The organism is Paenibacillus sp. 1781tsa1, from assembly GCF_024159265.1.
Lineage (GTDB): Bacteria > Bacillota > Bacilli > Paenibacillales > Paenibacillaceae > Paenibacillus.
Genome location: NZ_JAMYWY010000001.1, coordinates 5080805 through 5093945 on the forward strand (window position 1 = coordinate 5080805; position 13141 = coordinate 5093945).

The following is a 13141-nucleotide window of genomic DNA, read 5'->3' on the forward strand; positions in this document are numbered from 1 at the left end:
TGTGTTGTTTGTTCCTAACGAAAAGAAAACATTTTATTGCTATCGGACCGTAATCCCAATTCAGCATTTCATAGTTGCACCCCACGCTTACCTCCTGTAGGACATATGTCTCCTTTTCTACGAAAACGATTAAAAAATCTTTATAATCCACACAAAATGTTCGATATACAACAAATGAACATCCGCATATCCCATGTTTACATCCTGAAATCTATCTCAGAAATGCGGCACGGGAGAACAGAATAATACATATAACAGGTTGTTAGGAAACAGAGAAAGTTCTGTCTGGTGGAAAGGCAGGAACTAACAAAGGAGAAGAAGATATGAAGGGACGAACGAGTCACAAACGAAACACACGCAGCATCTGCGTGAACTTGCTGTTATCCATGCTATTGTTGGTCAGCAGCTTGCCGCTATGGCCTAGCAAGGCAGCAAACGCCGCAGCAGAAGGGTCATATCTCTTATCCCTGAACAGACCGGTGTATAGCTCCTCATCCCTTGGTGGGAATACAGCCGATCATGCCGTGGATGGCAACAAAAATACCCGATGGGAAAGTGTGTGGCAACAGGACCCTCAGTGGATCTATGTTGATCTGGGTGCAGATGCCTCCATCTCCAACATCTCGATTGAGTGGGAAAATGCCTATGCTTCCGCCTTCGACCTTGAAGTGTCGGATGACGAAGTTAACTGGGAGCAAGTTTACTCCACAACGAAGGGTCAAGGCGGTTTGACGGAAGTGGAGGTTTCCGCCGATGCACGATATGTGCGTTTGTTTAGTCATGAACGGGCGCAGCAAGCCTATGGTATTTCTCTGTACGCGTTCGATGTGTATGGAACGGGTGGAGCAAATCCACCTCCAAAACCAACTGCCGCAAACCTTGCCCTTGGTAAATCGGTGATAGCGTCGTCAGAAGAGATTGACGAACCTAGCCGCTCCGCCGAAGACAAGGCCAAAATGGAGAAGCGCGATTATGAAGCGCGCAATGTGACGGATGGTGATCCAGGTACACGCTGGTCTTCCATATACAAGGATCAGGAATGGATTGTTGTGGACCTTGGTCAACGTCAGGAAATCGGAGAAATTTCTCTGCAATGGGAAAATGCGTTTGGACGTGCTTACGACATTCAGGTATCCGACGACGCAAAGCAATGGACTACGCTGTATCGGGAGTTACACAGCAATGGAGGACGGGATGACATTCCTGTATATTCAGAAGCCAGATATGTCAAACTCGCAGGTCTTGGCCGAGGTACAACCAACGGTTATTCACTCTATGCCTTTGATGTATATGAGTATATTCAAGGAGATGAAAAACCGGTCTACACCATTCCGTCTATCCCAGAGATGAGCTCGGTACAAGTCGGAGCTGGCAGTTATGCCATTAATGACATCACGATGCTACAACCGAAAAACCCAAAAAATCGCACAGCTGACATCACCGCCCCAATTCCATCCAATGACTGGTGGCAATCGATTCTCGTTTCGGATTTAGGAGATGGGAACAGTCTGGTCACGCTCCCATTCAAAAATCGATACACCAAACAGGGGCTTCATATTTTGAATCCTGGTGCTGGATACGTTTCTGCTGATGGCAACTCGATGGATGCAGACGGTGAAGCAGACCTCATCCTGACAACAAGCGATATGAACCCAGCCAAGGTCAATACCAAGATTGCAGGATACGGGGATTACTCCGCTAACATCATCATGAGTGATGATGACACGGCAAAGGTCAATACAACCTTTGTAAAAGGCTCCCCTTTCCTGTTCAACACGTTTGAGAACCCGGACACCATCCTGATTCGATCACCGAACATTACACGTCTCTTTGATGATCAAAACCGTGAGATTGTGTTGCAGGATGGGGAATCATGGACAGGAGATCATATCGGTGTAGAAGTCACCAATCAGGACAGAGCGCCTTCGCCGCAAACTTTTACAAGAAACTATGGTCTTTATGCACCTGAAGGAACCACATTTATAAAGCTGGGCAATACACTTAAGATTAAGCTGGGATCAAGCGAAAATTATTTATCGCTTGCTACCCTGCCATCTGCATCAGAATTAGCATACTATTACCAGCATGCCTATGCTTTTGTAACGGATACGAAGGTCGATTACGACTATAACGAGAGCACTTCACAAGTTACAACAACCTTTAACTCCGTTACACAAACGAAGCGTGCCAACTTTTCCGCCGACACATTAATGGCTTTGTTCCCGCACCAGTGGAAACTTGCAACAACTCCACTCACGGAGCTCGCTTACCCTTCTATTCGTGGAATGATGAAAGTGAGCGAAGGCAACAGCTTTACGACACAAGATCGTTTCTACGGCATTATTCCGCAATTTGTGGAGCCGGATGATCCGACATACTCACGCGCGCAATTAATCAGTTATCTGGATCAGCTTGATGCAGATACGTCAGGCAATTTAATGAGTGAAGATCCTTACTGGCAGGGGAAAAAGCTTCATCCGCTTGCGCTCGGTGTGCTCATTAGCGATCAGCTTGGTGATCACGAACGACGGGACCATTACCTGTCCCTGTTAAGAAGCATTTTGACCGACTGGTACACTTATTCACCGGATGAACGTCTGCACTCCTATTATTTTTATTATTCGGAGCAATGGGGAACGATTTTCCCTTATGGAAGCGGGTTCGGGGTCAATACCGGGCTGACGGATCATCATTTTACGTATGGCTATTACGTCTTTGCATCTGCGGTGCTGGCTATGTATGATCCAACTTTTGTACAGGATTATGGCGATATGGTTGAACTGCTGATCCGGGATTATGCCAATCCTTCACACACAGACGATCAATTCCCATGGATGCGTAATTTTGATCCTTATTCTGGTCATTCCTGGGCGGGCGGTTATGCCGACAATCGCAGCGGAAACAATCAGGAAGCTGCAGGCGAAGCTCTGTTCAGTTGGGTCGGACAATATATGTGGGGCGAAGTAACGGGGAACAAAGCCTATCGCGATGCGGGCATCTGGGGCTTCGTCACCGAGGAAAAAGCGGCCGAGCAATATTGGTTCAACTACGATGGGGACAACTGGCTGGAAGGATACAAACACGCTACCGTAGGGCATGTATACGGCAGTGCTTACCTGTATGGCACATACTTCTCCAACGAGGCTGAGCATATTTATGGCATTCACTGGCTGCCGCCCGCAGAGTGGATGACCTATTATGGTCGTGATCCGAAGAATACCGCGGCACTATACAACGGTCTGATCAAGGATCTTGGTGGTCAGCAGGAGCACACATGGCAACACATCATCTGGCCATTCCAATCCATCGGGGACCCGGAGACTGCTCTTGCAAAGTGGGATACAAAAGATATGCAGCAAAACGAAGTCTTTAACGCCTACTGGTTCATGCATAGCATGGCATCCACAGGAACACGTACGATGGATATTTGGGCAGATTCTCCCGCAGCAACCGTATACGAAAAGGACGGTGTCTACACGGCGCAAATCTGGAATCCGTCAGACACCGCCAAAACGGTTCGTTTTTATAATGCAAGAGGAGCTTTGGGTTCAGCTACCGTCTATGCGAAAGCTCAAGTGAAAGTAAATCCATTGGAGCATACAGTAGTCAAGCAGCCAGATGCTTCACAAGGCGTCACCTATCTGGATCGCAGCGAATGGACGATTACCGCCTCTTCCAGTTCGGAAGCAGTCGAACGCATGGTTGACGGAGATTTGACTACCCGCTGGTCATCTGGACAAACGCAACAGCCTGGAGACTGGCTCCATATTGATCTGGGCAACGAGCAGATGATGGACACACTTTTCATGAACTCCGGCAACAGCGGAGGTGATTATGCCCTCGGGTATGAAGTTTACGTTTCGAAGGATGATGAAAACTGGAGCAAGCCAATTGCACAGGGAATAGGCTCATCTCCAAGCCTGTCCGTCGATTTGGGTATGCAGACGGCGCGTTATATCAAAATTGTATTGACTGCTCCCGCAGACAGTTGGTGGTCCATCTCGGAACTCAAGCTCGCCCGATTTGGAAAATTGCCTCAGACCCCTGAGTATCCAAATCCAGCTCCGTTGTCCGATCGGTCAAACTGGATCGTAACCGCTTCCTCCACGCAAGGAACGGATGTCACGGCTCACATGCTTGATGGAAAACAAGACACATTATGGACGAACGGGCGAAAGCAAAAGAGCGGACAGTGGATTACGATTGATCTTGGGGAAACGAGTGCTTTTGACGCAGTAGAGCTGGACCCGGGGAACGCCAAGGATGACTATCCGCGGCAATATCGCATTTTCGTTTCCGATGACGGGCAAAACTGGGGAACCTCTATTGCTGGAGGCGAAGGAGCGTCAGGACGTCTCTCCATCACCTTCCCTGAGCAGCAGGCTCGTTATGTGAAGATCGTGCAGATGGGTGAATCCGATCAATGGTGGTCGGTCTCTGAGCTATTTGTTAATCACTATGGAACAGGAAAACAACAACGTCTGCTTTCAGATGCATGGTCCGTCACAGCTTCTTACGATGAGGAAGCTGCAACGGCGATACTGGATGGCTCGAACCAAACACGCTGGACTTCCGGTCAAGCACAAACAGGCGGTGAGTGGCTTCAGCTGGATCTGGGCAATTCAGAGACAGTGAACCGGATTGTACTGGATAGTGCACACAACAGTGAGGATTATGCTCGCGGTTATGAAGTATACACCTCTCTGGATGGCATGGATTGGGGTAAAGCTGTGGCTACGGGTGAAGGGAAAAATGCCTTGCTCTTCATTGCATTCCCTGCTCATGAGGCCCGCTATATCAAAATCGTTCAGACCGGAACGGATTCTCACTGGTGGTCTGTAGCTGAAATCGCAGTTTATACTGCCGATCAGACACCATGGGCACCCGGGGAACAGGATGATCTGCTGCCTACCGAACTGGATCGGACATCTTGGACAGCCACAGCCTCCACGTCTGAAGACGTTGGTGCACTGCTGGATGATGATCTGAACTCACGCTGGACCTCTGCATCCGGACAACAAGCAGACCAGTGGATTCAGATCGATCTGGGAAGCATCCAGAATTTCAGCCGGTTAACTATGGACTCAGGCAGCAGTACCAATGACTATGCCCGCAGTTTTACAATCGTCACTTCAACGGATGGCGAGCATTGGAATTCGGTTTCAGAAGCTGTGGGTACAGATTCTTTAATCTCAGCGACATTCACGAACCAGAAGGCACGATATGTCAAAATTGCTTTGACTACGGACAATGCTGAGTGGTGGTGGTCTATTGCTGAATTGAAGCTGTACCATTGATACGCTGAATTAAAAAACCATCAATTTTACGCAGCATTAAAAAATCATTAATCTAAGGAATTAAATATCGTTCGTCCAGCCACCTCTCTCCCTCAATTTTGCGGGACAGGGGTGGTTTTTTGGTAATCACCCGCTTCTAAATGTAATAAGCAGTTATCTCGAATTAAATACGTATTTTCCAATCACGAATACGAACGGCGGCAAAACACACTGAATATCCGCCTAAGCAACTTTAGAGACCAGCATATGCTTCTTTGCGCTGTTCCCAAGATCAAAATATTGGAAAATTGAGGATTGACAGAGCGAGTCATTCAATTTAATATAATCATAGCGGTAAACTATGAATAAAATCAGTATCAATAAACCCACTAAAGGAGACTACAAAATGGCTGCCCTCCAAACGTTTAAAGCATCTGCTCATCTGCAAAACGGAGTTAAAGTGAAAGTAGCATCTCGAAACTTCGAGTTTATTATCGACGAGCCCAAAAACTTGGGTGGAACCGATACCGGCATGAATCCGGTGGAAGCTTTACTCGCCTCGCTGGGGGCATGTCAGTCGATCGTAGCTAGGGTATATGCACCTAAATTCGGGGTGAATCTCAAGGATTTCTTTGTGGATGTAGAAGGCGATATTGACCTGGATGGCTTTTTCGACAAATCAGAGGTGCGTCCGGGCTATTCCGATATTCGGTATACATTCCGTATCAAAACAGATTCTCCCCAAGAGCAGGTTGAAGCATTTGTACAATTCCTGGAGAGCAAGTGCCCGGTTGGAGATACGTTGGCACATCCGGTTAATCTCAAGTTGGACAGAATTATCATCGAAAACTAAGCAGCCTATAAATACGGTGAAACCGGACTGATATTGAATTGCTAACCGTACAACATATTTAGTTATAACAAAAGCCCGCGTTTTTTCGCGGGCTTCTGGTCATAACCTAATAAACCCGGCTATAAACTTCGTTTGGCCCTTTGAGAAAATATCCTGTTCGAATTAAAGACTCTCTCCTTATTTGTTTCCAGCAAGCGCCTTTCTGTACGAAGTAGATATAAAGTAGCAGCTTTTTGGGATTCATGATAACAAAAAAAACGTGATGGACATCTGTCCACCACGGTTGAATAATGAAATCTATTATTGCTTTTTACTTAACGATACATTAGCTGTTAACGTCTTGTCGATCGTCGTCCAGTTGACATAAGCACCTAGTATTTCATTAATAACAGAAACCGGAACTACGGTTTCGCCATTTAAAAGCTTTGGTACGTTACTATTGAACACTAGTTTATCGTTAATTGAATACACATCTGAACCAATTTGCGCACTTATATTTTTCGTACCTAATTTGATTTGCGTGGTACGCGTCTTATGATCCCATCCTACTGTACCGCCCAATAGTTCCGAAATGGTTCGAATCGGTACGTAGAACTCATCGTTATGAACAACCGGTTTGATTGTCGTACCCCCTACATTCATGGCAACGTCAACATATTCAAGGAAATCTGTCTTACGAATGAGTCCATGAACCCCTTTCGTTCGATCCACGACCTGAGATACTTCGTAATCCGTTGCGGCGGATAGGTACGCATAAGCTACACTTCTATCCATATCAAGCTTATCGGATAAGAATTGAATCGATTCACGTACTGATTCTTTCATCGCTTCATCCAAATCAGGGTCCAGTCCAATTGGAATCCAATAATCCTCTGTTTCAGCAAAGGGTTGCGTGAATTCTCCACGATGTGGTAGTGATGGATCACCTTTCTTCAACACCGTTAACCGAACTGTTCCCCTCAAGGAAGCTTCCAACGCAGTTAACGCTACTTCGCCATCCCCTTGAGCAAAGTGCGGATCTCCAGTATAGAATAGCCCGCCTTTAACTTGGATCGGATAATAAATAGTTGCACCAACACCCAACTCATTAATATCCATATTGCCTCCTGTTTCAATAGGTGGGATAGAACTCACAACTTCGCTGGTATTTGGTGCAACCCCCATAACACCTAGAAACGGGTTAATTGGGAAACGTACATCCTTGCCAGCTTTTGTTGGTAATAAACCATACCAATTGCCGTTGATTTCTTCAATAGGTGTAAATATAGATACATTATTATATAATTCCGGTTTTGTTGCGCTTGCTCCCTCTTGTGGGCCTGTATTTTCTGGAAATTCGTTAGGAAGGGCACCTTTACCATGGCGGTTAGAAATGACACCATATGGAACTCGAGTTTGCAACGAAAGGACTTCTACTTTAAGAACATCTCCTGGCTCCGCTCCCTCAACTGCTACTGGTCCAGTGATAATATGAGGTCCGTCTTTAACATAATCATGCTTCATCTCAGAAGCCGCAATTGCTTTCGCATCATCCAACACGCCATCGGATGAGATACCGAATTTGCCGAAGTACTCCACTGGATTTCTCCCTTGATCCTCGATCAGTCCCTCATGCGATACCGTATCAAATGTTACCGCACTTCCTGATGGTACAGTGAGAATCGGAGAGCTGTCTCGATTAGGAAGTGATCCCCAGCGAATGTTCTCAATTGCAGACGTTACATAATAATCACCTTCTACCTTTTCAAGGGTTGTTGGTTGCAGCGGCATACTAAAACCCACTGAAGGTAGAGCAAATGTAAACATACCTATAATCCCTAGTGAAACCCCAAATTTTCTAATGGTTCGGTTAATAAACATAACGTTCCCCCTCTATACTATGTAATATTACCTAACATAAATACACATTAACATATAAATACATTTACAACAATATTTTTTTGTCAACAAAAGTAACATAGTAGAGCTTAAATTCAAGAATAATCTTATAAACATAAACAAAAACGTAAATATATCTATCATATGAAAGGCGTGTAAAACTAAAATACTTCTAGTAAACTGAGGACCCTCCTTCAGAGATTGGAACAAACGAAATTAAGTTACAGGAAAATTATGTATGTATTTCGTGTATCCGATACCGCCACAGGAATACTACTACACTCCGGTTCAGGCATAATCACCTGTCCGCACGTGATTGCACTGGAAGAAGCGGAATTCTCGAATCTGAAGTTGTATTCCGGAAGTTGGAGCCGACTGGATTAGTTATGAGGAAAATCCGGTGGCTACCGGGGAAGAGTATGTTCGGAGCACAAGTCTACAATTTCTTCTACAATATCTCAAAGACAATACACCGCCATGCAAGCTGATGCTTGGGCGCAGTGTATTTGCAGTGCCTGAGCGTCACCCGGGGATACGAGAGAGAGATAAAGGCATCGTTGCACGGGAACACTGATCCAACCAGATCCTTTCCGCTCAATGAAACAAGATCTGCACCAGAAAATAAGGGGATGCATTTAGGAGTGCATGAATCAGGATAATCACCCATACTCTACGATAGCGGGACCATAGATAACCAAGAAAGAGACCTGTAACCCCATGATTTGCAATCACTGTTGCCACATCAATATCCCACTGACCATTTCCTTGAATGGCGACATGCCAAATGGACCATAGTATTGAAACTAGTAGTATGGCGGGCCATCTTCCAAGCAACTTCTCCAATCGGGTTTGCAGCCACACCCGATAAAAAACTTCCTCCAATACGCTATTGATCACAAAACCAATCAGCACCAAGAGAAGTAATTCTGTCATATTGGTTGCTTCGATTACTCCTTCTGGGTGTGCAATTGGGGAATAGAACTTTAGATAACACCAGACCACAATAACGATCAGTGGTGTAATGACGTGTCCGCGAGAGCGAGGATTTTTCGAGATCATGTCTTGCTGCCCGCCAGTCATTTTTCGATAAATCAGCAATAAAATCAATGGGATGAACAATAATGTCGTCAACTTGAACGTCAAATAATATAGCTCGAAATGTAACCCATGCTGGTCCAACATGATAAGAGCAGCCGTAAATAAAACGCCTGACAGCAATAATACAATCGATTGAACGACCAAGTGATTTTTCTCCATTTGTTGATAAGACGAGGGATCTTGACTTTGACTTTCATAAGGAATCATACGGATTAGAAAAATGCCAAAGAATGCCGGCAATATACTATGCCATATTGGAATCACTTCCTCACGGTCGGCTGTGTACCTTATATTCAAGTTTCCGGTCCATACCAACCATAATACAGCAGCAAATATAATTATCATGCACAATAGGCCGATTGCCTTTCCCCATCCTGGAAACATTACTTTGAATTGCTGATTCATTCCAATTACCCTCCTTTGAGTGATATGTTTCCTTTACCTTTTTTAATTCAGTTGAGTTAAATAAACTCTAGCACATCCCATCTTCAACGTCTATTTATTTCAGTTGAGTTAAATAATATGATATTCTGTGTGTATGCCAAAAATCGTGGACCATGAGAAAATGAAGAATATTATTGCTGAAGCAACTTGGAAAATCATTAGTGAGCAAGGCATTCATCATGCAACGTCAAGAACGATTGCGAAGGAAGCCGGACTATCACAAGGAGCCTTAAGACATTACTTTTCAAAACAAGAGAGCCTGCTAGCATTTGCAATGGAGTTAGTTAAAGAAAAGGTACTTACTCGGCTGAGCAATCTGAATGCAAGAGAACTGGCGCCTCAAGAAAGAATTGTTGAATACTTGCTCGAGCTAGTGCCGACTGATGAACAAACATTATTGGAAATGGAGGTTTGGTTTGCATTTGTAAGCTATGGAAAAACGCAAAAAGGGTTCGATGCCAATTATGAGGACCTGCAAAACGCAATCAGAAACTGCATTATGTACTTAAAAAATGAAGGTCTTCTGCGCACTACCGATGAAGAGAAGGAACAAGAAAAATTGTATGCCTTTATGAATGGGATGGCTCTCAATTTGTATCTCGAGCCGCATAAGATAAATCGAACACGAAGCAAAGAAATGATACAAGACTATATCAATTGGATTATACGTTGAAGGAAAGCATGATACACAGATCGGGGAGTTAAGTTAGCTTGCCGAAGCGTAGCAGAATCCAATCTGCAGCAGGAGCGGCTGAATAAGTTATGAGGAGAATCCGGTGGCTACCGGGGAAAAATAAAGATTAAGAACCCGCGTCTGACGCGGGCTTCTTTGTGCTTTCTTTGTAACCATATCCATGCATTTTAGGAGCTTACCTCTCCGACTTCTGTAACGTTTAGATTCAGCTTATGTTTTCGGCATACTTCGTAAAAATCTTTTGAAACAATGGGTTTGAAGATATTGATATAATCCAGCATGAAAAATTCATGCTCGCCAATTCGCTCTTCATGAAGGGAGATTCGAGATACAACTTTGACGATCTTACGTGGAGGCTGTTCTACAGATGTAGCAATGACTGCTTTGCGCCCATATTCCGAACGTTCATAATCGAAAACATCCAAACGATTAAGATGATGTGCAGTCCAATAGTTTTTTTCAACCGCACGACCGTCGTGGTAACACACCATTGTCGGAATAAACTGTGTATTTGTTTTCGTTTCCTCCAACAGCGTTTTAAAACGATCTGATACATGTCTCGTTCCTGTGATCGTCTCAAAATAATCCACGTTCAGGTTCCGCACTGTAGGCAGTAACTCAACCTCTGCCGTTGTTCCCTCGGGCAACGGATTCTCTATCGCTACATAATTCATATCTAATTGGGGAGTGAAGGTTGTTCCGCCACTAATAAACCCTCTACGTGGATATTGAGATTCCAGAAAATAATAGTTCAAAGAATGATGTCTCCTTTCCAAATGAAGTGCTTTTCATCCATTGTACATTTTAAGAGGTTTAAGTTCGATTAGTAGGGAATACAACATAATCGAAGTGTCTTAATCGATGTAGATTGAGAGTCAATTTGCATGCGAAATAGGGGCCGGGTTACTCATGAACATGAGTACCCGGCCCCTTGCTTTGATATACATATGAATATACAGACCTTAATCAACACTTTAACAGATCGAGAAGAAACAGTCTGTATTTTTGGAAAAATGTTCTATATATTTCGATTGCTGGCCGGCAAACTACAGATGAAACGGAGCATATATCAATGATGTCCAACAACCATCTTACTCGTGAAGAATTACAGGATTATGTGTACAATGTATTTGGTGCTGGTTACCACATAACGCAAAGCGCAAGAATTCATGGAGGCGCACAAAAAGTCATTTACAAAATTGACTGCACGAATGGTTTCACTTGTATGCTGTACGTTTGGGATATTTCCAGCAACTATTTTCAGGAAGAGATCTTGAATGAACCCACTTTCCACAGTTCCTATGGCAGCGAACTTTTCTCTTTGAATACTCGCTTTCTCGCTCAACATGGAATCCGAACGCCGACCTTATATGATCTAAATAACGATAGAGACCAGCACTCTTATGATTTTGCTCTTGTTGAGTATGTGAATGGACAGAAAGCCGAAACCTATTTCAAGCATGAAAATCACAAAGATAGGGATGAGTTGTTTCAACGGATCAGGGATATGTTGTCTAATATGCATAACATCCAAAGAAACGTTTATGGAAACACCAACGATATCAGCAAAAAGGCTGGGCCTTGCTACCAAGTTCAGCGGTTAGATGCCGAATCAGCCTTATCCTATGCATCCAAGCACATGACAGATATAAGGAAAAATGACGAAAGGCTGCTTGAAAAACTTTACGAATTGGAAGCAGCCATTCAACCCAGAGATCTCTATAGTTTCATTCATGGAGAGCTAGGTCCGGATCATATATGGATAGATCATGCGATGCAACCATGCCTTATTGATATTGATGGCGCAGGATTCTTCGATCTCGAACATGAGCATAGCTTTCTGGAGTTTCGATTTGGAGACTTTTATCACTATTTAAAAAATAAGGATCTCGACCCGGATCGGATGACATTTTATCGATTTTGCCATCATTTGTCCCTGATATCAGGAGGATTGAAACTGCTTCACAGGCAATTCCCCGATCAGCAATTCGCTAGGGGTCTCGCGGAGTATCATGCCAGATGTGCAGTTCAGATGCTTTCCTGAATATGGATATAAGCCTGGAAGGAGATTTGAGCATGGAGTTTATTCACGAAGAAGAAAAACTTGCAGTGAGCGTTATTCAAGCCATTCACACTGGAGATATTCCAACGTTAGAGCAACTGCTGGCAGAGAATCCGGGATTGGCAAACATAAGAATATTGGAAAGAAAGCCTGACAACGTAGATGCAGACTCCAGTATCTCTCGAACGCTGCTGCACGTGGTGACGGATTGGCCGGGACACTTCCCTAATGGAGCGGATGCCGTGCGAGTATTGACTAAGTTCGGTGCGGAAGTGAACGCTCCTTTTGTCGGTCCAAATATTGAAACACCTTTGCATTGGGCTGCAAGCTCCAATGACGTTCAAGTGCTCGATGCCCTTCTTGATGCTGGCGCAGACATTGAAACGCCTGGCGCGGTGATCGCCTGTGGCACGCCGCTGGACGATGCTATTGCTTTTGCACAATGGGATACAGCACGGCGCTTAGTTGAACGCGGTGCAATCTTTGCCCTTTGGCATGCTGCCGCCCTTGGAGATATTCACGCCCTACAAGAACATTTTAAAGGAGCCAAACTCCCGGAACGTTATCCTTGGGGAACAAGCACCTCCCCTTCTCCTCCCGATGCAGTAACCGTTGCCTTCTGGTGTGCTTGCCATGGAGGTCAAAGAGAAACAGCCGAATGCCTTCTTGACCAAGGCGCCGAACTGAACTGGATAGCCAGCTGGGATGGAATGACTCCACTGGACACAGCCAAACGACATAGATGGGTTGAACTGATCCCGTGGCTTGAGAATCAAGGTGCCAAATCTGCTGGCGAGATCCACAGGTAGATGAATGACTGTAAAGGAAAAGCCCGT

General features: G+C 44.7%; 9 protein-coding genes and 1 pseudogene. 7 read left to right on the forward strand and 3 right to left on the reverse strand.

Annotated elements, in window-relative coordinates:
- Positions 1-323 precede the first annotated feature (323 nt).
- Positions 324-5297 (forward strand): discoidin domain-containing protein, encoded by a 4974-nt coding sequence (locus NKT06_RS22910; protein WP_253439566.1) that lies wholly within the window; start codon positions 324-326, stop codon positions 5295-5297.
- 385 nt (positions 5298-5682) lie between these two features.
- Positions 5683-6129 carry an OsmC family protein gene (locus NKT06_RS22915; RefSeq protein ID WP_253439568.1) on the forward strand — a complete coding sequence of 149 codons (447 nt, stop codon included), beginning with the start codon at positions 5683-5685 and terminating at the stop codon, positions 6127-6129.
- Between the two features lie 300 nt (positions 6130-6429).
- On the opposite strand, the gene NKT06_RS22920 is transcribed toward NKT06_RS22915, so the two are convergent.
- Positions 6430-7989 (reverse strand): acetamidase/formamidase family protein, encoded by a 1560-nt coding sequence (locus tag NKT06_RS22920; protein ID WP_253439570.1) that lies wholly within the window; start codon positions 7987-7989, stop codon positions 6430-6432.
- A gap of 297 nt (positions 7990-8286) precedes the next feature.
- Between NKT06_RS22920 and NKT06_RS22925 the strand changes: the two are divergent.
- Positions 8287-8425 (forward strand): annotated as a pseudogene (locus tag NKT06_RS22925) (sulfurtransferase); the annotation flags it as partial.
- On the forward strand, positions 8408-8581 hold the full coding sequence (locus NKT06_RS22930) for a hypothetical protein (RefSeq protein ID WP_253442956.1): 174 nt from the start codon (positions 8408-8410) through the stop codon (positions 8579-8581). The pseudogene NKT06_RS22925 and the gene NKT06_RS22930, both read left to right, overlap by 18 nt.
- 20 nt (positions 8582-8601) lie before the next feature.
- Here NKT06_RS22930 and NKT06_RS22935 read toward each other — a convergent pair whose 3' ends face one another.
- Positions 8602-9510: a CPBP family intramembrane glutamic endopeptidase gene (locus tag NKT06_RS22935; RefSeq protein ID WP_253439572.1), complete on the reverse strand. Its 909-nt coding sequence runs from the start codon at positions 9508-9510 to the stop codon at positions 8602-8604.
- Between the two features lie 133 nt (positions 9511-9643).
- Here NKT06_RS22935 and NKT06_RS22940 point away from each other — a divergent pair, with 133 nt between their 5' ends.
- Entirely contained in the window at positions 9644-10222 is a 579-nt protein-coding gene (locus NKT06_RS22940) for a TetR/AcrR family transcriptional regulator (protein WP_253439575.1), read from the forward strand.
- A 188-nt stretch (positions 10223-10410) separates the two neighbouring features.
- On the opposite strand, the gene NKT06_RS22945 is transcribed toward NKT06_RS22940, so the two are convergent.
- A complete protein-coding gene (locus NKT06_RS22945; RefSeq protein WP_253439576.1) occupies positions 10411-10998 on the reverse strand; it encodes an imm11 family protein in 588 nt (195 codons plus the stop codon).
- 317 nt (positions 10999-11315) lie between these two features.
- Here NKT06_RS22945 and NKT06_RS22950 point away from each other — a divergent pair, with 317 nt between their 5' ends.
- Both NKT06_RS22950 and NKT06_RS22955 read left to right on the forward strand, forming a co-directional pair.
- Positions 11316-12287: a phosphotransferase gene (locus tag NKT06_RS22950; RefSeq protein WP_253439578.1), complete on the forward strand. Its 972-nt coding sequence runs from the start codon at positions 11316-11318 to the stop codon at positions 12285-12287.
- Positions 12263-13114 (forward strand): ankyrin repeat domain-containing protein, encoded by an 852-nt coding sequence (locus NKT06_RS22955; protein WP_253439580.1) that lies wholly within the window; start codon positions 12263-12265, stop codon positions 13112-13114. The genes NKT06_RS22950 and NKT06_RS22955 overlap by 25 nt, the downstream gene beginning before the upstream one ends.
- The last annotated feature ends 27 nt before the right edge of the window (positions 13115-13141 follow it).

Coding starts and splice junctions, on each gene's coding strand:
- NKT06_RS22920 (WP_253439570.1), bottom strand. CDS start 7,989: ATGTTTATTAACCGAACCATTAGAAAATTTGGGGTTTCACTAGGGATT.
- NKT06_RS22935 (WP_253439572.1), bottom strand. CDS start 9,510: ATGAATCAGCAATTCAAAGTAATGTTTCCAGGATGGGGAAAGGCAATC.
- NKT06_RS22915 (WP_253439568.1), top strand. CDS start 5,683: ATGGCTGCCCTCCAAACGTTTAAAGCATCTGCTCATCTGCAAAACGGA.
- NKT06_RS22950 (WP_253439578.1), top strand. CDS start 11,316: ATGATGTCCAACAACCATCTTACTCGTGAAGAATTACAGGATTATGTG.
- NKT06_RS22940 (WP_253439575.1), top strand. CDS start 9,644: ATGCCAAAAATCGTGGACCATGAGAAAATGAAGAATATTATTGCTGAA.
- NKT06_RS22955 (WP_253439580.1), top strand. CDS start 12,263: ATGTGCAGTTCAGATGCTTTCCTGAATATGGATATAAGCCTGGAAGGA.
- NKT06_RS22910 (WP_253439566.1), top strand. CDS start 324: ATGAAGGGACGAACGAGTCACAAACGAAACACACGCAGCATCTGCGTG.